Below are 21,063 nucleotides of genomic sequence, written 5' to 3'. Positions count from 1 at the left end.
GCCGTAGTGCCCCCACTGAACAGGACCGCACGCCCCCAACGCCCCCCGCTGAAAGGATCCGCATGAATACTGTCGGCGAACTGATCGAGCTCTTGCGCGCGTTCGACCCGGCCAGCGCCGTACGGCTGGCCATCAACCCCGACTTCCCCTTCTCCCACGGCATCGGCGGCATCACCGCCTCGGACGAGAACGGCCAACCGATGGTCTTCATCGCGGAGAACGGGCACCAGGAGCACCTGCCCGTGCCGGCCGCCCAGGCCCTGGGCTGGCAGCCGCTCACCCAGCCCCCCGCCCGCACCCGGCGCGGCCCGCTGCGCGTGGTCGACGAAGACAACTGAGCACGAACCCCGACACCCCGGAGCCGCCCCTGCCCGCATCCCGGCCGCCGAACGGCCCCGCCCGCTTCCTGGTCTCCCCGCGCTATCTCGCCGGCGACGACGGCACCCTCGCCGACCACGTCACCGACACCCTTACGCGGAACGGCTGGACGGGCTGGACCACTGCTCAGCAGACCCTCCTGCTCGCCGCCCCCGGCCAGCTCGTCAGCGCTGAGTGGGTGCTGCCCGACCAGCCCATGCTGCTGGGCGACCTGCCCGTGGCCTGGCGGGTATCGGCCCGGAGCGCCCCCGACCGGCGGCGGGTGTCCTGGAACGCCTACCTGACGTCCGGCCTGCCCGGGGAGGCCGTCGCCGACCTCGCGCTGGCCGCCGATGCCAGCCCCGACCCCACCGCCCGCTGGCACGCCCACGGCACGGTGGTCGACGAACTGCTGGGTGCCGGCTGGTCACCGGATGTGACCTATCCCGACAGCACCGTGTGGGATCCGCACCTGGTGGCCTGCCTGACCCTGCGCACCCTGCCCGAGGGCATCTGGGACGAGGACCCCACCCCGCACCTGCCGGGCTGGCAAGCCTGGGCCGAACCCCAAAGGGGCGCTGGCTACCTGTGGTGTGCCGCCTTCAGTCACTCCACCCCCCACGACCTCGTCGCCGCCTTCGCCGCCGCCCTCACCGACCCCCGCCCCGTGACCCGGCACGGCCCACCCGACCCGGCCACCCGCCCACTGACCACCGTAACCACCGTGTAAGGCCGAACTCGCAGCGAAACAGGGCGGGCCCCAACCGGAATCCGGTTGGGGCCCGCCCTCCTTCTGTCCTGGCACCCGCTGGGTCAGTTATCGGGTCCCTTGAGGTGGGAGCCCTCCACTGGCAGTTCGCTTTGGCAAGCCTCTTTGCGGAAGACCACGAGGGCCACACACAACGCGGAGCCACCGACCAGCAGGACCAGGACGGCCACCGGCACGGCGAATGCGGCGACCGCGCGGAGCACCGCTGCCACCGGTCCGAAGACGGCCTGGCGGATCGTCCCTTCTCTTCCCGTATGGATGTGATGGTGATCGGCCCACAGGCCGACACCGTAAATCAGCCCCGCGCTGATTCCGCCCGCAGTTGCCCGTCGTGAGGCGGTCGCTATGCGTCGGTCATAGTGATTCATGCGCGGCAGTTCTCCGGGTGAAGTTGGCTTGCGCTGGCATGTCATCTGCCTGAATCATTCGGGGAAAGTGATGCCGGAGAACGTTCCGTCAAAGCCTTCCTTCGTCACCCCTTCGTCCTTGGTCGAGAACGTTCCGCCGATGGGGCCGCAGATTCCGTCGTACCAGGTGCTGTTGAGGGCGGGCTCGTAGGTTTCGTGAGCGCTGCGGCAGCGCAGCCATATGTGCAGTCCCGAGCACAGCACCAGCCAGTCGCGGTCGACCCCGCATTGCGGGCAGGTGCGTACCGTGCCGTCGATTTCCAGTGAGCCGGCGAATCTCATCATCCGGCCCTTGTATTGGCGCTGTCCACGCGCCCGGAGACTGGGGGGAAGGAAGTCCTCACCGGTCTCGGAGGCCGGCTGTGCGGGTGCGGGATCCGGGGTGGCTTCGCGGAGCGGTGCGTCGAAGTCGTACGGGCTGAGGTGCAGGGCGGTGGCGGCGATCTGGTCGAACTTGCGTCGCATGGCTTCTGCTCTGCGGCGGCGGCGGCGGTTGAACATGGCCCTCCCCGGTGCTGTTCATGCGGTGTGAATTTAATTCTCTCGCAGGTCACGGCCGGTTTCTACTCAGGAATTCTTCAGACGGAGCGGCCTGGATCGCGCCCGGAACGCCGTTGCTGTGTAGGCGTGTTGGGGACTGCCGTACGGGTCGTCGTCTGACGTCGGGGTCCGGTGGGGTCGGCGGGAAGGCCCGCGGTACGCCGTATTCGCCAGATGAGGACATCGCTGACGGATTCCGCGCTGCCCAGCTCCCGTCGGGCGGCGGCCTGGGCGAGGAGGCGGGCCGGGTCCTTGCCGGCCTGCTCGGTGTCGGTGAGGGTGGCGGCCAGCGCGTACCAGCCGGGCTCGGCCAGGATCTGCTCGGCCAACTCCGGAAGCGCTTGGCGCACGGCGGCGGCCTGCCGGGCTCGGACCGGGGCGGGCAGTGAACGGCCGCGCCGAGAGGCGGCTTTAAGGGGCGGCCCGGCGGCGTTGCGGTAGGCGGCGCGCAGGTGGTCGGCGGCCTTGCGGGCGGCGGCGGCCTGCTGGGCGTGGCTCTTGCGGCCGTGCCAGTGGGCGGTCGCCATGACCAGGAAGAAGATCATATCGATGGCCATCGCTGTGCCGGCCCCGTCCTCGCCCCGCCCGAGAGCGGGTCCGGAGTAGACCAGCTCACGGGCCGCCCGCCGCAGCGCCCGCCCGTGCCGGCGCTCGGCACGGACATGGGAGCGTGACGCCCGCTCGAACGCTGCTGCTGCTTCGCGCAGTTCACGCCGGGTGTGGGCGGCCGAGGTCGCCGCGAGAGCGTCCAGGACCTCCCCTGCGGCCATGATCTGCGCTGCCGCCGCCCCGTCGCCGCCGTCGTCGATGACGAGGATCGCCGCCCAGGCGGCTTCCGCGGTCCGGCGGCGCGCCGGTGCCGGGCGGCACCCGGAGCGCCCGGTGGCCGATGCCGGCAGCAATTCTTCGGCGTCACCATCGGATGAGGTGCCCAGGCGCTGCCGGAGCCGGGGCAGCGACAGGTCCGGAGCGAGAGTCGAGCCGGAGTAGAACACCGGCTCGCCGTCGGCGTTCACATCGTCAGGCAGCGCGACGCTGTATCCGGCGAGGTCGCCCGAGGGCATTGCCTTGGTGTGGATCAGCAGGCCGGCCCGGCCAAGGCGGTCGAAGAACTCCGCCTCGTCCTGCGCTCCGGCGACCGCGCGGCGGACCGTTTCGCGCAGTTCCTCGCGGGCGGTGCGTTCGCGGCCGGTGCGTTCGGCTTTGTGGTGTTCGGCGCGGGTGGGGTGGCTGGCTGCGGTGCCGTCTCCGGGGTTGAGCTGCCGCAGGCCGTAGGCGACTTCGAGGAGTCGGGCTTCGGCTTGGGCGCGCTTGGCGTCGTTGTGGTGCCGGGCCTGGCGTCCGTCCTCGCGGACGCGGGTGGCGATGATGTGGATGTGGTCCTCGGCGTGTCGGACCGCCGCCCACCGGCAGCCAGCTCCATTGCCGGTGTCGATGCCGGTGGCGGCCACCATTCGGCGGGCGATGTCGGCCCAGTCGCCGTCGGAGAGGATGGGGTCTCCGGGGGCGTTGCGGATGGAGATGTGCCAGACGTGTTCGGCCGGCCGTCTGCTCCTGGGCAGGGCGTTGACGGGCTGGTCGAGGAGTTCCTTCAGTGACCGCAGGGTGGCCTGCGGGTCGCGGCCGGGGTCGCGGACCAGGCTGTCCCAGGCGGCGACCAGGTGCGGGTCGGTGTGCTCCTCGCTGCGGCCGGGCCCGTAGAGGTAGGCCAGCAGGCGGCCGGTGTTGGAGCCGTGGTCGTGTATCTGGGGGATCATTGGGAGACCGCCTTCACCCGGCCTCGGGCAGGAGGCGGCCGGTGGCCGTCTCCACCCGGGCTGCGGCACGCTGCACAGCGTCCAGGACGGCAAGTGCATGGGGGGCGTCGGCACCGGAGTTGAGCACCTTGGCAACCTGGTTCAGGTTGTTGCCGAGGTAGCCGAGCTGGCGCCGGACGGCGAACAGCTCGGCGATGATCTCGCGTTCGGTGGCGATCTCGGCGGCGGTGCGTTCAAGGTCGCGGGCGGCTTTCATCGCGGCGCGGGCGAGGAAGGTCGCGACGCTCATGCGGCACGCGGCGGCGGCTTGGAGCAGGAGCTGGTACTCGTCGTCGTTCATGCGGCAGCTCGGCTGGCGCAGGCGCTTGCGTTCGGCGTACTGGCGCTCACGTTGCTGCACGTGCGCGATGTCGGGGGCGGTGTGCGTGCAGTTCGCGGTGTGGCAGGTGTGCGGCTCCTCCACCACGGGATGCAGGCCGCCCTCGGCCGCATCCCCTCCGGCCGGCGCCCCTCGGTGCCGGCCGGCCCCCGCCCCCGCCCCCGCCCCCGCGTCGGGGGCGGGGTCCGCAAGAGCATTGCTCCCAACGGGAGCAATGCTCTTGCTATATCTTGCTCGCGCAGGGCGTGGCTCTCCGACCTGCGGATTCTCACTGGTCGGCTCGGGTTCTTCGGGGCTGGTCACCGGTTGCGGATCCTTCGGTTCTGGTGCTGGAGGTGGGCGGCCAGGTCGAGGACTGCGGATGGGCCGCTCAGTACCTCGACCGGGCCGTCCGGGTACAGCCGGACCAGCCACTGCCCGCTCGGCGTGGGGAGCGCGGCGTCCAGGAGGCCGTAGCGGACCAGGACGTCCGCCCAGACGCAGGCTTCGGCCCAGCTCGCGGTCCGGGCACGGGGGCGGGGAGGGATCAAGCGGTCAACTCCAGGATGTGGGGGCGGTGGTGGCCCGGCCAGGGGGCGGGCCACCACCGCGGGGAGGGGAATGTCAGGGGTGGTTCAGGCGCATTCGGGGCAGTTCGCGTAGTGCCGGCTCAGTGCGCGGCCCATGCCCTGCCGGGCGAGGGCGGCCATCGTGGCGGACTGCTTGGCCGAGGGCTCGCCGGCGTGCTTGGCGGCGTGCGCCTTGTGCATGCGGATATCGCGTTCGCCGTGGGCCTTGAGGAGGTCGAAGCGGTGGCAGGTCTTCATTCAGTGCCTCCGGCCGGGTCGGGGTAGGTGCGCCAGTGCTGGGTCGGCGTAGAGGCGCTGCTGCAGTTCGGCGAAGCGCCGGTTGCTGATCGGGATGCCGGCCTCGTTGAGATGCGGTCGAAGGAGCCGCCGGGTAAACCGGCCTTCGAACAAGGCCGCTTCCCGCGCGATCGAGAGCAGCTCCTCGAGCCCGGCTTCCTCGCCGGCCTCCTCGGCGCCACCGGTCGGTCCGGTGCCGGTCCGCTCCGTGGTCCGCGGGTGCGGCTGGTCCCCGCCGTCGGTCTCTGGTCCGGTCCGCCTCTCCGGCGCTGGTCCGCGGTCCCCGATGGCATCGTTATCCCCGGGCTCGCGGTCCGCACGGTGGTCCGGTCCGCTGGTCCCCTCGCCCGGTCCGCCGGGATGGTTCCCGCGGTGATCGTGGTCCGCGGGGTGGTCCGGTCCGCCGGCCCCCCGGGGAGGCCGGTCCCCGCTCGCGGTCCCCGGGTGGTCCGCTGGTCCGCGGTCCGCCTCCGCGCTCTGGTCCGCCCGCCCCTCCGTACGGTCCCCGGCCTCCGCAGGCGGTTCCGCGAACAGCGGCTCCCGGGTGGAGGCTTCGAGCTCTTGGTCGGCGACCGGTCCGTAAGAGGGCGGTTGAGCTGCGGAAACCTCTTCCGGATCGGGCGTCTTCGCCTCCGGTTTGCTGCTCAGCGCTGCCTCCGTTGCTGTCTGGTGCTCCGTGGTCGGCGCTTCGGCATGGTCCCGTGGCCGGTCGGCCAGGCCGGGGTCGTGGTCGGCGGGCTCGAAGCTGTGCTCGGCACCGGGAGTCGCGGTGCTGTGCAGGGCCGGTCCCGGATCGTCCGGTCCGCGGTGGTCCCCGCCCGGCTGGTCCGGAGCGTCGTGGTCCGGGGCTTCTTGGCCCGCGGCGTTGTGGTCCGCGCGGTCCCCGCGTGGTCCGCCGCTCCGCTCGAGCGGTCCGGGCTCCGCATGGTCCGCTGGTCCGCGCTGTGGTCCGCCCGTCTGGTCCGGTCCGCTGGTCCTGTGGTCCGGTCGGTCGGTGGGGTCCGGTCCGCGGTCCGCGGTCCGCTCGGCTTCCAGATCGCGGTCGTGGGTGTGGTCCGCGCGCACCGGATGGTGGAAGGAGTCGCGTGGTCCGGTCCGGATGGTGCCGTCGGGGTCTGCCCGGACCGTCACCAGCGTGGTGGGCCGGTCCGGTCCGGGCCGGTCCTTCTTCGTGTCGCGGGCGGGGTGATGGCGCGTGATGAGGATGTACAGGTGGACGGCTCCGGCCAGGGCGAGCGGGGCGATGGTGGACAGGACCGCGACGACGTGGTCGCCCAAGCGCAGTCCGCTCTCCTGTGTTTGCTGGTTGAGTCGGACGGCGTGCAGGGCGTTGGCCCAGATGCTGGCGGTGGTGGCGGTGGCGAACAGGGTCCAGGTATAGAGGCGGGCACGCAGCGGGGCGGTGGACATCACCAGCAGAGCTCGGATGCCGTAGGCGATGAACCCGTCGATGACCAGCGGGAAGAGGTAGGACAGCTGGGGGCGGACGTGGATGGCGACGGCCATCTGCTGCAGGGCGTCGTAGGACAGGGCGCACCCGGCGCCGCCCAGGGCGATGATCGCGGCCCGGTCCCACCAGCCCACCGGCGTCGACTCCGGGCCCGGCAACGGGGAGGGGGTGTGGTGAGGGTTGGTCACGCGGTCTGCCCGAGGTCGTCGGACTGCTCGGCGAGTTCGGCGTCGGTGGGCCCTTCGAGGGCGTCGAACTCCTCGGCACCGGTGGTCATGTCGTCCAGTTCCGTGTCGTCCTGGTCGTGGTGCTCGGGGGCGGACGGCGGGGTGCTGGGGATCATTCCGCCGGTGGCCTGGTGGAGTTCGTGGCGGGCTGTACCCATCAGGTCGCGGCAGTGCTTGACCTTGAAGCCCAGCACGCTGGCCAGGCGCCGAGGACTCCAGCCGCGCAGGACCGCTTCGCGGGCGACAGCGGCGCGCTCCCGGGTGGACAGCGGGATGTCGCGGCCGGCAACGACCGCGCGCACCCGCTTGTACTCCAGGCGGTGGGCGACCCTGGCATGCGAGTCCTCACGCTCGGCTTCGGTCCGGCCGCCCCAGATGCCGTCCTTGGTGCCGGTGTCGATCGCGGCGTTCAGGCAGGTCTCCAGGACGGGGCACCGTGCGCAGATCGTCTTGGCCTGGGCGACAGCGGCGAAGTTGCGGGCGGTGGGGAAGAAGATCCGGTCCGCGACCTTCGGCTTCAGGCCGTTGCAGGCGCCGTGGTGCTGCCAGGTGGTGTCGCCGATCCCCCGAAGGCCGGTGGCGGGGGCGTCGTGGGTGGTGATGTAGCGCAAGGTGAACTCTCCGTCGTGTGTGGCGGTCGGCGGGACGGCAGCGCAGGGGCGCAGGGCAGGCCCGGCCGGCGGGTGGAGCGAAGGGCGCCGTGGCACTGGGGCCGCGGGCGAAGGGATGGGGCCGGTGGTGGTCAGGCGGCGGCGAAGCGGCGGTCGTGCCCGGTGAACTCGACTGGGTCGCACATCCCCGACAGCCGGGACAGGACGCGGTCGCCGACCATGTCGCGCAGCACCCGGGCCTGCCGGTCCATCCATTCCTCGCGGACGGGAGGCAGGTTGGTGGTGATCAGCGTCGGAAGCCGGTTCTGGCAGCGCCAGTTCAGCAGCCGGAACGTCAGCTCCTCGGTCCACTCGCTGCCCTTGGCAGCGCCGAGGTCGTCCAGCAGCAGAAGCGGCACCCGCACGATCCGGCGGAGCTGGTACTCCACGTCGATGCCAGGGCGCGGGCGCATCTGGCCGTAGAGGTCGGCGGCTGTCGTGGCGTCCCACCGCGTCGCGCATCCGGCGGCGGTCAGGGCGCGGATCGCCCCGTACGCCTGGTGCGTCTTGCCGGTGCCGGTCGGGCCCCACAGCAGCAGCGAAGACCCGTGGGAGATCTCCCGCCGGCCCCGGCCGCCGAGGTCCCCGGCCGTGGCGGCTGCAGCGATCCGCTGCACCCAGGCGGTGACCTGCCGGTGATCGGCGACCGCTTGCCGGTAGTCGTAGGGGATACGTTTCTGCGCCGCCTGCTCGGCAGGCGACGGCTCGGGACGCTCAGGCTCGACGGGGCTGCTGGCCAGGGTGAGGCCGCGCTCGGCGAGCTTGGCGGTCATCCAGGCCGCGACGCGGTCACCACCCACGGGGCGGGGGTCTTCCAGGCGGGCGCGGGTCATCGCCGTCCTCCGATGCCGAAGCTGCTGGGCGCGGGCGCGTGGGGGTTCTGGTAGGGGACGTAGGCGGGGGTGGTGGTGCGGGCCCATGGGCCCCCGCCGGAGGCGCCCACCGCCTTCGGATCGGCGTTCACGACGTCGTTGACCAGGCTCGCCAGCACGCTGGGGTGCATGCCCTTGACCCGCATCCGCTCCAGCGCCGACCGGATCGGTCCGGGCTCGAAGCCCTCTCCGAGCAGGATCCGGATCTCCTTGCCCAAGTGCCCGAGCGTCTTGTTCGGAGGGCGGCGGTTGCAGGCGGAGATGTACTCACCCAGCAGGTCCTTGGCCGAGACCTCCACCAGGCAGGGGTCCGGCGCGGGCGCGCTGCGCCCCACAGGTACTGATCCAGGATCCAAGATCCTAGATCCAGGCGACGAGCCCTCGCGAGGATGCATCGAGGCTTCCGCGAATACCGTCTGACCTGCGCAATCTCCCGCACCGCCCGGAACGGTGCCCACGGGGGTGACGCCGCCGTCCTCCGAGTCGGGCAGGGTGTCCGGCCCCGGCGCAGATTCGGTGGAAACCGGGTGATCGAGGACTCGACGAACGTCTTCGGGAGTGCCTTCCGCTGTGTCGACGGGGGCCGGAGCCGCGTCGGCGGAAGCCTCCGCCGGAGCGGGAGCGGGAGCGGGAGCCGGAGCCGGAGCCGGAGCCGGTGCCCCGGTGGTGACCGGGGTGGGGATGCTGGGCTCGAGGTGGGGGCGGGTGCAGACGGTCTGGCCGCAGCCGCCGCATCCGTGCTTGCCGTGGGAGCCGTGGGTGGGGCAGGCGGGCAGGCGGCTGTCGCTGGCCCGGTCGATCTTCTGGTGCTTGGCCCAGGTCACGATGTGCAGGTACCTGCGGCCGTCGCAGCCGGTGTACAGGCAGATCAGCCCGGCGGCGGCGAGCTGCTCCAAGTCGGCGGCCACGTGGACGACGGTGTGCTCGGGGCGAAGGGCCCACAGCCGTCCGTGGATGATCGCCGGATGCGCGCGCAAGCGCCCGGCGTCGTCGGCCAGGGTCAGCAGGCCGAAGAACGTCAGCATCGCGGTGACGGACACCGAGGCGAGATCCTCGGAGTAGAAGGCTTCGGGCTTGATGGTGCGGATGCGGGCCACTAGGCCGCCTCACCGCCCAGGCGGGCACTGCGCACGTCCAAGGTCCGTGGGACCTGCCAACCGGCGTCCGGGTGCGCGCGGATGATCCAGCGGGCCGACACCAGCTGCTGGGTGCGCGAGAGGCCCACCGGCCTTCCGGCGGCGTCGCGGGCGCGGACCTCCAGATGCGGCCAGGGCTTGTCCGGACCCTGCACGACCACCGTCAGCACGGCGGCGCGGGGCATCATCGCGGTCAGACGACGCGCCAGTTCTGCCGGCCGTGGACCGGCCCGGTGATCGGGGCGCGGCGCCACCGCGGTGTGCCGGGGCGCTTTGCGCACGGCTTTGGGCATGCAAGACTCTCCCTGAGTAGGCCGCACCGGGCTGCCCTGTCCAAAGGGCCGGTGCGGAAGTGTGAGGCGGACCCGCGCCCGGCAAGGCGTCGAGTTCACCGCGGCCGGCGTCCAGGGACTCTGTCCCTCGGTCGCCGGTTTCGCATGGTGGTCGTCATGCTGTCGTGTGACGCTGCGGCCGGTCGCTGGCCGCTCCTTTCAGCCGTCCGCCAGGCCCGGTGCCCGGCGGTGGGACCAAGAACATACGCAGGGCCGCCAGCAAGATCTAGACATAGCTAAACAATCCTCGACATTGGCTCTACTTCCCCAAAGGCGGGAAGCGAGCCGCCGCCGCTCCCCACCCCCAGCGTGCCTACCGCCAATTGGCCTGCGAAACTGGGTATTTGGTCATGGTCGGGGCCGTCTCGGCGTAGTGCGGGCCGCTCGCAGCGGGCCCAACGGGCGGTCGGAAAAAAGTCGTCACTTGCTCTTGAATTCCGGTAGAAGACAGCGGGAAACCGCCCGCCCAGCCAGTGAACTTCGCGGCAGAGGTGCGGATGAGCGGGAGTGAGCTGATCTTCAACCCGCTCCCGGGGGCTGTCAACGGACCAGCGAGAACCGCTCTGACCTGCATATTCGTAAAAATGTCCGATAGGTGCGTATCGTCGGTGCTGTCCGCTCTGTGAGACCAGGGGTATTCTAAGGCGCTGACCTGCGCAAATGGCCTGTACTGGCGCGAAGCTGAGGGCTGCTCGGGCTCGTGGCCATCCAACTGTCCGGTTTAGGACATGTCAGAATTTTCTCGGTTGCGACGGGGCTTTCCACCTCCGCGACCCGGGGAACGGGGCCCGCGGTGCTCGACTGATGCGCCCGCTGTGGCTGCTCAAGCTGAGCTCTTATCGGCGACTGCACCGCCCCGAAGTGCGCTTCCAACGGCGGCCAGCGAATGATTTCTGCCGGATTTCCCGCATCACCGTGGGATCCGGCGGCGCGGGAAGAATCAGCCCCAGGGGCACCGCGGGCTCCGCTCCGACCACTACTGTCGACCGTCCTCCACGCCCCGGCGCTGGGTGCGGATCGCATCGTTGTACAGGGCGTAGGCTTCCGCGAACTCCACGAAGGTCAGACGGTGACCTTCGACTTCACCCAGGGCAAAGGGCTCCCGAGCGGAGAACATCACCCCTGCCTGACCCCTGCACGGCGGCCGCCGCCCCCGGCGCGTGCGCGGCGGCGGGCGCCGTGCAGGCGAAGGTGGTCACGCCGTCCATGCAACAGGTGTGATTCTCGGGTGCTCCTCTTTGCACGGTCGCGGAGCCCTTCGCGCACGATCCGGCGCACCCGGCGCAACGCCCCGGTGAGAGCTGTCCGGCCTTCACCAGGTCGCCGCCCGCGGTTGCCCGGGCGCGCTGGCCGGGGAGCAGTACGTCGTGGACGAACGCGGCCCGATATAACAGCCGGGGTCGCGTTGTTGGTGGTCGCCGAGTTGACCACCGACGCTCTCGCGCACGCAGGCAGCGTGACCGCCCTCACCGCTCGCGTACGTCATCGGACCCTGGAGCTGCGCGTCAGCGGCAGGTCGCGCGGCAAAAAGTCGTCCCAGTCCCAGGCAGGGAACAGCTCTTTCGCCAGCTCAAGCAGCCGCTGCGGCTGATAGTGCAGGCCGGTGACCGCAAGCGTCCTCCCCGTGGCCACGCACTCCAGTTGCTGCTGGACGAGCAGGTGAAGGGCGGCGACGTCCATGAACCGCGCCTCCTGCATGTTCCAGATGACGTGGGTGACGCCGGGTGGCAGCTGGTGGGCGGCGGTGAGGAGCTCGGGCAGCACGGCGAAGTCGATCTCCCCGCGCGGGCGTATGACAACGGTGACGCCATCGTTCTGGGTGGTGATGCGCAAGACGGGCGCCCCCTTCGAGGGGGTCATGAGCCCAAAGACGCTGGGGCCCCGACCAAGCGGTCCCGGCAGCGATGGCGGTTTCCGAATGCCCGTGAGGGGGGCGATTCCCGGAACCCGTGAACCGGCACCCGCGAGTTACCGGTCAATCTCTCGTCCTGCCAGTGTCGCACGCCGACAACCAAGCCCCACGATCTACACCACCCCGAACCGGGCACCACCGCGTCCTGTCCGACTCACTCAGCCACGGCACCTCCGGGCCTTTGGATTCCCCGACAGCGTTCGGCACGACCGGCATAAAAGGCCATGTTCTCGGCGTGCGGTTACAGCTTGTACGGCTCATCGCCGACAGCGCCGTTGCCGCTCCCGTGATCATGCTCGGCGCGGCCGCCGTCGCCTCCGCCCGCCTCCACTGGCGGTACTGAACAAGTGGCTTCGTACACGACAAGGAGCAGCGTTTGACAGCAGTTCGGGCGGCAGTGCGACCGGCAGCTGTCCACGAATGTTCACGGCTCCGGACGGCAGCGCAGGCGGCCGGAGGCCACGTCCGCGACACGAGCGTCCGCGGTCCGCGGCCTGCTGAGGGCAAAGGCTCTGGCTGCGGGGGCTGCCGAGCTGGCGCGGGGCCGCGGAATGCACTCGTCTCGGAGAGCCTGACCGGGCGCTTCTCCAGGCTGGTGGAGAACGACCCCACCCCCACCTGTGCGGCGGCGATTTGTCGAATCCGTCCGGGAACGGTTCTCACGAACAGAACCCATTCAGGCGGCGGTCGTGTGCAGGGACATCTGCGCGGTGATCTGCTTGCCTGCGGACGTCGCTGTGATCGTCAGTTCGCCGCACAGCGCGGTGACGATCTCCAGGCCGTGCCTGCCCACCCGGGTCGGGTCCGAGGACATAGCCGCCACCGCATCCGTCGAGGTGTCCCACACGGTGATCTCCACGACGGCGTCGGACGCCAGCAAAGCCACGCCGAACGGGCCGGCGGTGTACTTGACCGCGTTGGTGACCAGCTCGCTGACCACCAATTGGACGTCTGCAACGATCCGGGCGGCGACCTCGACCCCCTTGCCGAGCAGGCGGGCGAACAGATCCTCTACCAGTCGCCGGGCAGCACCGATGTCGACGGTCTCACCACGGAACTCCTGGCTGACTTGCACCACGCGATCCTCACCCAGCCACCTCTGCGACGGCCACTGCCACCGGCCGACCGTACTTGTGGAACGATGCGTCGTCACCGCACACAGTATCGGCCCTCCCCGCGCCTACCCCGCCAGGGCCGCCCCATCGCACCGACTCGCACTTGTACCGACCGGTTGCCGAAACGTTGCCCACGCCGTCGTCACTGCCGGATATCGCTGCCGCCATACTCAGTGCATGGCCACACCCGAGCGGGCCGCACTGTCGGTCCTCACTCCGCACGGCGACATCGACGCCAGCACCATCGAGCCGCTGAGCGCGCAGATGTCAGCGGCCGCCCAGGCGGGGGCGAGCGTGATCCTGGACGCCGCCGCAATCACTTTCGGCGACTCCACCTTCCTGAATCTGCTCCTGAGCACACACCGGCAGACCGACCTGCGCATCGCAGCCGTGCCCGACGGCATCGGACGCTTGCTCTCCCTCACAGGCGCCGACACCGTCCTGCGGCTGTTCCACACCGTCGAGCAGGCACGCGTCGCCACGCCACCACCGCCCGAAGACCGCACAACAGCCATCTGAATGAGACATCTTCTCCGCTGGCTGTGAGGGGAAGGGTTTCGGGGGTGGGCAGATTGCTGGGCGGCTCAGCTGTCGTTTTCCGCGCCGCTGGTGATGTTCGGGTGGGTGTTCGCGATAGGGCTCGTGTCGAGTAGGCCCGCCCTAGCCGCCAGTGTGCCCATCTGGAAGCGGCTGAGGGCGCCCATGCGCTCCATGAGTTCGGCGACGGTGCGTCCGACGGTTCGTGGGGAGATTCCCAGGCGACGTCCGACCTGCTCGTCGGTCAGTCCGTTGGCCAGCAGCCGCAAGACAGCGCGGTGCTTGTCGTCGGGGCTCTCGGCAGTCTCCTCGGGGGGGAGCTCCGGTTTGAAGGGACTTGCCCGCAGCCACACGTCTTCGAACAGGGCGACGTAGGTGGGCATCAGACGGGAGCCGCGCAGGACCAGGGCGGATTCCGCAGGAACGGAGGGGTTCCCTGGGAGCAGGGCGGTGTGTGAATCGAAGATCACCAGATCGAAGGGGAGTTGCGGTGCGAGCCGCACATCCACGCCCGTGGCCGTAAGCGCTGCGAGGTAGCGCTGGCCGCGTTTGCCTGCGGCGGCGCTGAAGCCGTACACGGCTCGTACCTCTACCCCGCGGGCGATCAGGATCCTGTCTTGTGCCAGTGCGGCGTTGAGGACGTCGGCGGAGGGCAGTGGACCGGGATGCATCGACCAGCTTCCTGCCCTGGTGGCCGACACCAGGGCGTGCACGGCGGCCGGCTGCTTGCCCGCAGGCAGGACCTCGATATCGACCTCGACGCTCTGGCGCATGGCCGCGGGCCGATACTGGTGAAGCAGCGTCTCGACGCTGTGCTGAAACCGCTCGAGTTCCTCCATCTGCTCCTCGACGCGGGCCTCGTAGGCTTCGAAGAGCTTGACCAGTGCGCTATCGGTGTCCAGCGGCACGAGCGTTCCGCCGGTCCCGGCCGGCTCCACCAGGTGCAGGCGCCCCAGCTCGCGCAGCGCCCGCGCGCATTCGTGCGGGGGCAAGCTCAGCCGAGAGGCGAGTTCGGCCAGGGTGCTGCCCCCTTCACTGCGCAACGCGCGATACACCAGCGGACCTGGGTCCTTGATCCGAGAGGAGGCGGCGCGGGCTGGAACCGGGGGGCTGGTCAGAGAGGAGGGCGACCGATCTGGGCAGGGGGCGAGTGGGCTGGTCGACATGGTTTCAGGGATCCCTTTCGCTGGGGCGGCCAAAAGAGGGTGCGCCCTGTTGCCGCCGCACACGGCAGGGCATTCGACGAGGGGCGAGGGGGGCTGGGTGGCGCAGTCGGAACCGTCAGCAGGGGGCTGCGGCACGCTGCCAGGTGTCGTGGAAAACCAAGCCCGCAAGGTAGGCCAGAGCGGCGCTGCGAAGAACCACAAGGGCGGCCGAGGGCCGGTCCGGGTCGAGCGGCAGCACTACCGTCTCCCAATCGATGATCATCATGTTGACCGGGGCGTCGTCCACCAGCCTCACCTGGATGCCCGCACCAGTCAGCCGGCGCACACCTCGTGTCTGCTCGGGCCCCAGAGGGCCGACGGCGCAGTAGACCTCGCGCAGGCTCACCCCGCGCTCGACGAGCGAGGACGCCTGCAGCGCCGTCGCGGACTGGTCGGCGGGCAACGGTTCCGCGAGCATCTTCCACCGGCTCGCCGTCGCGGAGCCGCCCACCTCCGCGAGGACTCGCTGGACGTTCACCGATCCGATGATCATCCTCGCAATGCCGCCGGCGCCGGCGGGCACCTCCGGTTCGGCGGCCTCCTGCAGGCGCTCGAGCCTCCACACCGCCGCAGTGAAGTCCAACTCCCTTGACGCCAAGGCCGACCGATAACGAAGCAGAAGACGTCCGAGGACGACTCCGGCATCCAGTGCCGTGAGTTCCTCTAGGGGAGGGCACTTCGTGGCGATCCCCATCCGCCGAATTCTCGCCAAGTCCTCACCGACCAGGGCGAGATCCGCGTCGCTGAACGGAAGATCATCGGATCCCCAGCGAGTTTCCACTTCACGAACGATCATCTTGGCCCCTTCCTTTGAGCTGCCGACTGGCGGCACCCGTTCCCCGCCGCCGGGTCCAATGGTGGCCATATCGGCCGTGATCCGGGACGCCCCACGCCCTCCGGTTTTGGGGGGGTCACGAGATACGCATGCTGGGCCACTGCGCATCGTTGCGACAGCGTCCCGCGCCGCTCCCATGCCAGTGACCTGCGGGATCTGTGGGATTCAAGCGGAGGTCCAGGCGATCCGTCAACGCATGTCCAAAAGCGGAAGGCGGCCAAAATACGACGTGAGCATGCCGAGGGGGGTCACTGGTGCCGATGCAACTCCACTGCTGCATAGCATTGTTGATGGTGTATGCACCGTTCAACGTGATCGGAAGTGCGGCTCCAGGTAGTGCGAAATTCCAGGAAGTGGGCTTGGTAAAAAAAATCTACCACTTGGCAAAGGTGCGTGCTTTCTGCACTAAAGACCTTCGTGTCCTTATTTCGTCTGCTTGTGCTGATCTCCTGCGACGCGGCTCTCTGTGCCACCCGGTCGGAGGGCCGGAAGCCGCCCCGGGCGGACTGCCCGAGGCCCTCAGGGGATGCCGTACCGAAGGCGACGGTGGCTTCGCCTCCCCCTCCTCATACTCCAGCCGTAGTTTGTGATCTTCAGGCCTGAGTGGCTTGTCGTCAGTAGTGAGCGGCCTGAGATCGGGCCTGGTGGCGGCGTCGCCAGCTGGACCAGCCGAGCCGATGAGCGGCATCGTGAACGGGTTGAACGACGAGCGTGATGAACAGGCTGGATCTCGTTGCAGGTGAGCGGTATGAGGCCGTCCGGTGCCGGTTGGCGGGCATGCTCATCGGCTCGGACGACGGCGAGGAAGGCGTGCGCGAGCATGGCCAGGGTGACCCAGCGCGACCAGGACGGGTAGCGGCGGACCTGGTGCTCGAGAGGGCCCCGGGCGCGACGTCATCCGCGGGGGCGGGAGGTGCGGGGCTGGCCACAGCTCCTATATGGCGGCTGCTGTCCACGTAACGTTTCTGCTCGACGCTCGTTTCATGTGATGAGCGTCCCTCGCGTGCCCCCGCACTGCTGGGACGCGTGGTGTGCGTAGCCCGTCCTCGTGCCGGTGGCGGCCTCCCTGCGCGCACCGGGTGGTGGGGGCCGACCGCAGTCCCTGGCCGGTCCCCACCACCCCGGCACCGGATCCGCACAGTCGTGTCACCGCGCTGCGGCCGCGCCATGGGCGCGGAAGGGCGCGGCGCGGTCAGGATGCCAGGGCGACTTCACGGCTGGACTCGGTGGGCAGGGCCTGGGCGTGGCAGGCGGTGAGGACGTTGCTCATGGCGGTCTTCTCGCTGGTGGTGATCCACAGGTGGTATTTGGTTTTCACGGCGATCTGGCGGGCGACGTACTCGCAGTGGAAGGCACGGGACTGCGGGAGCCATTTGGCGGCGTCGTCGTCGCCTTTGCCCTCGTTGGCCGGGCCGTCGGCGGCGATGAGGTTCAGCGGGTCGTTGGCCAACTCCTCCCGCTGTGGCTGGGACAGGCGGCTGGCGCCGGTGGTCCAGGCGTTGCCTAGGGCGACCATGTGGTCGATCTGCACGCTCAGTGATGTGCCGCGGCCGCGGGTGAAGCGGATCGTCTTGCCGGTGTAGGGGTCTTTCAGGGTGCCCGAGACCACCTCGCACCTGCCGTCCAGGCGTGTTCCGGTCAGGTCCCGGCGCAGGATGTCGTCGCGGGTCTGGCAGCCGTTGTGGCCGCCGGGTGCGGACTGGTCGTCCGTCCACGCCTGGCCGAAGTCCTTCACCCGGTCGTAGGTGGAGATCGACCCATCGGGCCGGACCGTCAGCTTCGCCAGCGCCGCAGCAGCCGGACCCCCACCCCCGGAGCCGTCCACGGCCGCCCCGCCCGAAGGCGCCGCCCCGTCCGACAGATCCTTCGGCTGACACCCCGTCACTCCCAGCACCGCGACCGCGAAGGCCGCTGCCACCCACACCCGCCCGTTCATCCGCGCCACCACCACGCCCATCCCTCCTGTTCGTCGAAGTGCACCTGCCCCCACAGGCCGGCTCCAGTACCCGACTGCTCCAGGATCCCCCCCCGTGCTGCCGTGGTGAGTGCACGGCGTCGTCCAGGAGACAGGAGCGTCGCGGCACCGCGGTGGAACCGGCGACGATCGGCATCCACAGCGTGATGGTCTCGCGCCTGACCGAGCCTGTGCTCCTCGCCCTGCTCTTGGCGGTCGTACGCGGCCGCATCACACGCCGGCCCCGCTTTCCCGGACTGGGCCCCGGCGACTGGCGGGTGGACCCATGATCGGACGGTGACGAACGATCCTGGGTTACCCGCCGCCTCTGCCGATCCTGCCCTGCGCCTGGTGCCCCTCATCGAACCCGGCGCCGGCCGACTCGACTTGGTGGTGTCGATGGCGTGGGTGCAGGTCGGGCAGCGCCGTGTGCTGGCCACCGGCAACCACGACGGGACGGTGCGGTTGTGGGAGCTGCACGAGGAGCAGCTCGTGCCCCTGGGCGCGCCCGTCACCGCCCACACCGACTGGGTGCGGTCGGTGGCGTGGGTGCAGGTCGGGCAGCGCCGTGTGCTGGCCACCGGCAGCGACGATCGGACGGTGCGGTTGTGGGAGCTGCACGAGGACCGGCTCGTGCCCCTGGGCGAACCCGTCGCTGGTCACACCGGCTGGGTGTGGTCGGTGGCGTGGGTGCAGGTCGGGCGGCGTCGTGTGCTGGCCACCGGCAGCAGCGACGGGACGGTGCGGTTGTGGGAGCTGCACGAGGACCGGCTCGTGCCCCTGGGCGAACCCGTCACCGGCCACACCGGCTCGGTGGTGTCGGTGGCGTGGGTGCAGGTCGGGCGGCGTCGTGTGCTGGCCACCGGCAGCAGCGACGGGACGGTGCGGTTGTGGGAGCTGCACGAGGAGCAGCTCGTTCCCCTGGGCGAACCCGTCACCGCCCACACCGGCTCGGTGGAGGCTGTGGCGTGGGTGCAGGCCGGGCGGCGTCGTGTGCTGGCCGCCGGCAGCCACGATGGGGCGGTGCGGTTGTGGGAGCTGCACGAGGACCGGCTCGTGCCCCTGGGCGAACCCGTCACCGCCCACACCGGCTGGGTGGTGTCGGTGGCGTGGGTGCAGGTCGGGCAGCGCTGTGTGCTGGCCACCGGCAGCCACGATGCGACGGTGCGGTTGTGGGAGCTGCACGAAGACCGGCTTGTGCCCCTGGGCGGACCCGTCGCTGGTCACACCGGCTGGGTGTGGTCGGTGGCGTGGGTGCAGGTCGGGCAGCGTCTGTTGCTGACCGCCGGCGGGCGCGTTGGGCCGGTGCCGCTGTGGGAGCTGCTGGGGGATCGTGCGGTGGCGCGGTTGCCTTCCTACGGCTCGGATGCGCCGGGCGCGGTGGACGAGCTGGGGCGCAGGGGGGAGGCGGGGGCGCTGGCGGAGCTGGTCACGGCGCGGTCGGCGCGGCCGCCGCTGGCGGTGGGCCTGTTCGGGGACTGGGGTGAGGGCAAGAGCCATTTCCTGGAGCTGCTGCATGCGCAGGTGGCGCAGGTGGTCGGGCGCGGTGATGTGCTGGCGCATCAGGCGGTTCGGCAGGTGCGGTTCAACGCCTGGCACTACGCGGAGAGCGGGCTGTGGGCGAGCCTGGTCGCCGAGCTGTTCGCGCAGCTGGCAGCCCCGCCGGAGGATGCCGGCGATCCTGATCCCGGTGAGGCGCAGCGCAGCATGTCCCGGCTGACGGCCGAGCTGGTGGCCGAGCGCCATCTGGGGGAGCGGCTGAGCGCCGCGCGGGAGCGGCGCGACCAGCTCAACAGGGCCGTGGGGCGGGGGCGGGCGCTGTTCGACGCGCTGCCGGCCGGTCAGCGCCAGCGCGTCAGGGTTCTGCTCGGCGAGGACGGCTCGGCCGAGCGGTTGTACCGGCAGGCCACCGGTGATGCCGCGGTGCTGTGGATGGGCGCGCGCGCCTTGCGCGAGGGCGTGCGGGGCGTCGGGCGTGCGCGGATCGCCGCCTTCCTCGCCGTGTGCGCGGGCGTGGTGGCGGGGGCGGTCGGGGCGGTGTGGCTGTGGGATCGGCTGCCGGGATGGGTCGCTGCCCTTCCCCTCGCCGTGCCGCCGCTGGTGGCAGCGGCGTGGGCACTGACCGGGGCGCGGGGAGCATGGAAGCAGGTGAAGGAGGCGTGGACGACGTTGGACCGGGCATGGAAGACGGTCCGCAAGTTCGCCGATGCGCAGCGGGCCCGGGTGCAGACCGCCGCCGATGTCGCGCAGGCCGAAGTGCAGGCCCTGGAGCGGGAGATGCAGAACCTGACCGCGGCCGGACAGCTCGCCGGCCTGATCAGCGAGCGCGCCGCGGCCGGGGACTACCGAAGCCAGCTGGGGGTGATGACGCAGATCCGCGAGGACTTCCAGCGCATGGCAGCCCTGCTGGCCCGCGCCGCCGACCCGGGCGCCGACCCCCGAACGGCCGAGGGGCCGGCAGGGCAGCGCGCACGTGACGGTCAGGGTGAGCGTGGGGACGAGGCCGGGGACAGGCTGCCCAGCGTGGACCGGATCGTCCTCTACATCGACGACCTCGACCGCTGCCCGCCTGCCCGGGTGGTGGAGATGCTGGAGGCCGTGCACCTGCTGCTGGCCGTACCGCTGTTCGTCGTCGTGGTCGCGATCGACCCGCGGTGGCTGCTTCGCTCGGTGGCCTTGCACTACCGCGACATCCTCGACGTCTCCGATCTCCCCGCGCCGGCCGGCACCCCCACCGGCCCCGGCGGGGAGACGGAGCCGGAGGTGTCCACGCCCGCCCAGTACCTGGAGAAGATCTTCCAGGTCGTCTTCACCCTGCCTGCGCTGGACGCAGCCGGATACCGGCAGATGCTCCGCAGCCTGGTCGGGGCGCGCGCCGACCAGCAACCACCAGCCGACCCCAGCCAGACCACCGCCCCCGCAACGGATGCGGCTCCGGACGGGCAGGTCCCAGGTGGCGCCGAACCGTCCGCAGAGGACCCGAGCCAGCAGGACCGCGCACGCGACGAGTCCAGCGAGGAAGGCGTGCCCTGGGTAGCCGCCGTCAAGGTAATCGAGCGCACCGATCCATTGACGCTGGACCCGGACGAGCTGGCACTGCTGGACCTGCTGGGACCGCCCGGACTGGTCTCCACCCCCCGCGGCGTCAAACGCCTGGCCAACAGCTACGGACTGCTCAGCGCCCTGCGCCGCCCCTCACGCGACGATGACTTGCGGGAAGTACCCGCGGCCACGGCCCCGGACGGCAGCGTGATACCGGCGTACCGGCCCTACCGCGCCGGGATGGTCCTGCTGGCCGCACTGGTCGCCTACCCCGCCCTCGGCCCTGCCCTGTGCCTGTGCCTGCACCGCCAAGCCCTCGACGATCCCGAGGGGACCTGGGCCGACTTCTGCCGCACCCTGAAGCCGCAACGCGATCCGCACACCGGACAGTGGCGCAACGAGGCCGACCCGCACATCCCGTCCGCCCAGGCGCCCCAGTGGGAGGCCCTTCACCAGGCACTGCTCCAGGTCACCCGCTCCGCCGCCCTCGCCCGAGGGGGCCTGGACCTGCCCGCCCGGCTGGCCGCCTGGCGGCAGTGGGTCGTGCCTGCCGCCCGCCTGTCCTTCCCCGCCGGACGCATCGTCACCGCCCTGCACCGACAGCAGCACCAGCACGACAGCAACACCTGAAACCCCCCGAAGCAACCGGCAACAAAGCGGCTGCGGTCGCCGTCCGTGGATCCTGCGGGGAGGCTGGGAGGAGCCGCGCGCTTTCCCCGGTGCAGGCAGCGCTGCTAGCCCG

At 70.8% G+C, this 21,063-nt stretch carries 19 protein-coding genes and 2 pseudogenes; 4 read left to right on the top strand and 17 right to left on the bottom strand.

The window, feature by feature from the left end; translation table 11 throughout:
* The first annotated feature begins 62 nt into the window (after positions 1 to 62).
* Together V2S66_RS18685 and V2S66_RS18680 are read left to right on the top strand one after the other, a co-directional pair.
* Positions 63 to 338, top strand: coding sequence for a hypothetical protein (locus V2S66_RS18685; RefSeq protein ID WP_330796886.1), 276 nt, complete (start codon positions 63 to 65; stop codon positions 336 to 338).
* Positions 266 to 1,087 (top strand): SPDY domain-containing protein, encoded by an 822-nt coding sequence (locus V2S66_RS18680; RefSeq protein ID WP_330797090.1) that lies wholly within the window; start codon positions 266 to 268, stop codon positions 1,085 to 1,087. Before V2S66_RS18685 ends, V2S66_RS18680 begins: the two co-directional genes overlap by 73 nt.
* 83 nt (positions 1,088 to 1,170) lie before the next feature.
* On the opposite strand, the gene V2S66_RS18675 is transcribed toward V2S66_RS18680, so the two are convergent.
* From V2S66_RS18675 to V2S66_RS18610, 13 genes and pseudogenes are all read right to left on the bottom strand, one after another.
* Positions 1,171 to 1,494: a hypothetical protein gene (locus tag V2S66_RS18675; RefSeq protein ID WP_330796884.1), complete on the bottom strand. Its 324-nt coding sequence runs from the start codon at positions 1,492 to 1,494 to the stop codon at positions 1,171 to 1,173.
* A 54-nt stretch (positions 1,495 to 1,548) separates the two neighbouring features.
* Positions 1,549 to 1,998, bottom strand: coding sequence for a hypothetical protein (locus tag V2S66_RS18670; protein WP_330796882.1), 450 nt, complete (start codon positions 1,996 to 1,998; stop codon positions 1,549 to 1,551).
* 113 nt (positions 1,999 to 2,111) lie between these two features.
* Positions 2,112 to 3,830: a relaxase/mobilization nuclease domain-containing protein gene (locus V2S66_RS18665; protein WP_330796880.1), complete on the bottom strand. Its 1,719-nt coding sequence runs from the start codon at positions 3,828 to 3,830 to the stop codon at positions 2,112 to 2,114.
* A gap of 13 nt (positions 3,831 to 3,843) precedes the next feature.
* A complete protein-coding gene (locus V2S66_RS18660) occupies positions 3,844 to 4,293 on the bottom strand; it encodes a plasmid mobilization protein (protein ID WP_330796878.1) in 450 nt (149 codons plus the stop codon).
* A gap of 215 nt (positions 4,294 to 4,508) precedes the next feature.
* Positions 4,509 to 4,739, bottom strand: coding sequence for a hypothetical protein (locus tag V2S66_RS18655; RefSeq protein WP_330796875.1), 231 nt, complete (start codon positions 4,737 to 4,739; stop codon positions 4,509 to 4,511).
* A gap of 84 nt (positions 4,740 to 4,823) precedes the next feature.
* Positions 4,824 to 5,015 carry a hypothetical protein gene (locus V2S66_RS18650; RefSeq protein WP_330796873.1) on the bottom strand — a complete coding sequence of 64 codons (192 nt, stop codon included), beginning with the start codon at positions 5,013 to 5,015 and terminating at the stop codon, positions 4,824 to 4,826.
* A gap of 1,226 nt (positions 5,016 to 6,241) precedes the next feature.
* Positions 6,242 to 6,560: pseudogene (locus tag V2S66_RS18645) on the bottom strand (DUF2637 domain-containing protein); the annotation flags it as partial.
* Positions 6,561 to 6,688: 128 nt separating this feature from the next.
* Positions 6,689 to 7,342, bottom strand: coding sequence for a WhiB family transcriptional regulator (locus tag V2S66_RS18640; RefSeq protein ID WP_330796871.1), 654 nt, complete (start codon positions 7,340 to 7,342; stop codon positions 6,689 to 6,691).
* Positions 7,343 to 7,473: 131 nt separating this feature from the next.
* Positions 7,474 to 8,214, bottom strand: a complete 741-nt coding sequence (locus V2S66_RS18635; protein ID WP_330796869.1) for an ATP-binding protein — start codon at positions 8,212 to 8,214, stop codon at positions 7,474 to 7,476.
* Positions 8,211 to 9,350 carry a hypothetical protein gene (locus tag V2S66_RS18630; protein ID WP_330796868.1) on the bottom strand — a complete coding sequence of 380 codons (1,140 nt, stop codon included), beginning with the start codon at positions 9,348 to 9,350 and terminating at the stop codon, positions 8,211 to 8,213. The genes V2S66_RS18635 and V2S66_RS18630 overlap by 4 nt, the downstream gene beginning before the upstream one ends.
* Positions 9,350 to 9,682, bottom strand: a complete 333-nt coding sequence (locus V2S66_RS18625) for a transcriptional regulator (RefSeq protein ID WP_330796866.1) — start codon at positions 9,680 to 9,682, stop codon at positions 9,350 to 9,352. Before V2S66_RS18625 ends, V2S66_RS18630 begins: the two co-directional genes overlap by 1 nt.
* 1,521 nt (positions 9,683 to 11,203) lie before the next feature.
* Positions 11,204 to 11,554 (bottom strand): STAS domain-containing protein, encoded by a 351-nt coding sequence (locus tag V2S66_RS18615; protein WP_330796864.1) that lies wholly within the window; start codon positions 11,552 to 11,554, stop codon positions 11,204 to 11,206.
* 755 nt (positions 11,555 to 12,309) lie between these two features.
* Positions 12,310 to 12,786: an ATP-binding protein gene (locus tag V2S66_RS18610; protein ID WP_330796863.1), complete on the bottom strand. Its 477-nt coding sequence runs from the start codon at positions 12,784 to 12,786 to the stop codon at positions 12,310 to 12,312.
* A gap of 139 nt (positions 12,787 to 12,925) precedes the next feature.
* Here V2S66_RS18610 and V2S66_RS18605 point away from each other — a divergent pair, with 139 nt between their 5' ends.
* Positions 12,926 to 13,267, top strand: coding sequence for an STAS domain-containing protein (locus V2S66_RS18605; protein WP_330796861.1), 342 nt, complete (start codon positions 12,926 to 12,928; stop codon positions 13,265 to 13,267).
* Between the two features lie 65 nt (positions 13,268 to 13,332).
* Here the strand turns inward: V2S66_RS18605 and V2S66_RS18600 are convergent, their stop codons facing one another.
* The 4 genes and pseudogenes from V2S66_RS18600 to V2S66_RS18585 form a co-directional block, all read right to left on the bottom strand.
* Positions 13,333 to 14,340 carry a helix-turn-helix transcriptional regulator gene (locus V2S66_RS18600; protein ID WP_330796860.1) on the bottom strand — a complete coding sequence of 336 codons (1,008 nt, stop codon included), beginning with the start codon at positions 14,338 to 14,340 and terminating at the stop codon, positions 13,333 to 13,335.
* A 226-nt stretch (positions 14,341 to 14,566) separates the two neighbouring features.
* Positions 14,567 to 15,286, bottom strand: coding sequence for a hypothetical protein (locus V2S66_RS18595; RefSeq protein ID WP_330796858.1), 720 nt, complete (start codon positions 15,284 to 15,286; stop codon positions 14,567 to 14,569).
* 653 nt (positions 15,287 to 15,939) lie between these two features.
* Positions 15,940 to 16,198: pseudogene (locus V2S66_RS18590) on the bottom strand (IS701 family transposase); the annotation flags it as partial.
* A 319-nt stretch (positions 16,199 to 16,517) separates the two neighbouring features.
* A complete protein-coding gene (locus tag V2S66_RS18585) occupies positions 16,518 to 17,282 on the bottom strand; it encodes an HNH endonuclease family protein (RefSeq protein ID WP_330796856.1) in 765 nt (254 codons plus the stop codon).
* A gap of 348 nt (positions 17,283 to 17,630) precedes the next feature.
* Here V2S66_RS18585 and V2S66_RS18580 point away from each other — a divergent pair, with 348 nt between their 5' ends.
* Positions 17,631 to 20,951, top strand: a complete 3,321-nt coding sequence (locus tag V2S66_RS18580) for a P-loop NTPase fold protein (protein ID WP_330796855.1) — start codon at positions 17,631 to 17,633, stop codon at positions 20,949 to 20,951.
* Positions 20,952 to 21,063 lie beyond the last annotated feature (112 nt).

This window comes from Actinacidiphila polyblastidii (assembly GCF_036353415.1).
Lineage (GTDB): Bacteria > Actinomycetota > Actinomycetes > Streptomycetales > Streptomycetaceae > Actinacidiphila > Actinacidiphila polyblastidii.
Note: the sequence above shows the minus strand (reverse complement) of the source record. Positions and strands in the feature narration are given on the sequence as shown.

Excerpts from the sequence above, each read along its gene's own strand:
- V2S66_RS18685 (WP_330796886.1), top strand. The coding sequence starts at position 63 with ATGAATACTGTCGGCGAACTGATCGAGCTCTTGCGCGCGTTCGACCCG.
- V2S66_RS18675 (WP_330796884.1), bottom strand. The coding sequence starts at position 1,494 with ATGAATCACTATGACCGACGCATAGCGACCGCCTCACGACGGGCAACT.
- V2S66_RS18670 (WP_330796882.1), bottom strand. The coding sequence starts at position 1,998 with ATGCGACGCAAGTTCGACCAGATCGCCGCCACCGCCCTGCACCTCAGC.
- V2S66_RS18665 (WP_330796880.1), bottom strand. The coding sequence starts at position 3,830 with ATGATCCCCCAGATACACGACCACGGCTCCAACACCGGCCGCCTGCTG.
- V2S66_RS18650 (WP_330796873.1), bottom strand. The coding sequence starts at position 5,015 with ATGAAGACCTGCCACCGCTTCGACCTCCTCAAGGCCCACGGCGAACGC.
- V2S66_RS18635 (WP_330796869.1), bottom strand. The coding sequence starts at position 8,214 with ATGACCCGCGCCCGCCTGGAAGACCCCCGCCCCGTGGGTGGTGACCGC.
- V2S66_RS18625 (WP_330796866.1), bottom strand. The coding sequence starts at position 9,682 with ATGCCCAAAGCCGTGCGCAAAGCGCCCCGGCACACCGCGGTGGCGCCG.
- V2S66_RS18605 (WP_330796861.1), top strand. The coding sequence starts at position 12,926 with ATGGCCACACCCGAGCGGGCCGCACTGTCGGTCCTCACTCCGCACGGC.
- V2S66_RS18595 (WP_330796858.1), bottom strand. The coding sequence starts at position 15,286 with ATGATCGTTCGTGAAGTGGAAACTCGCTGGGGATCCGATGATCTTCCG.
- V2S66_RS18585 (WP_330796856.1), bottom strand. The coding sequence starts at position 17,282 with ATGGGCGTGGTGGTGGCGCGGATGAACGGGCGGGTGTGGGTGGCAGCG.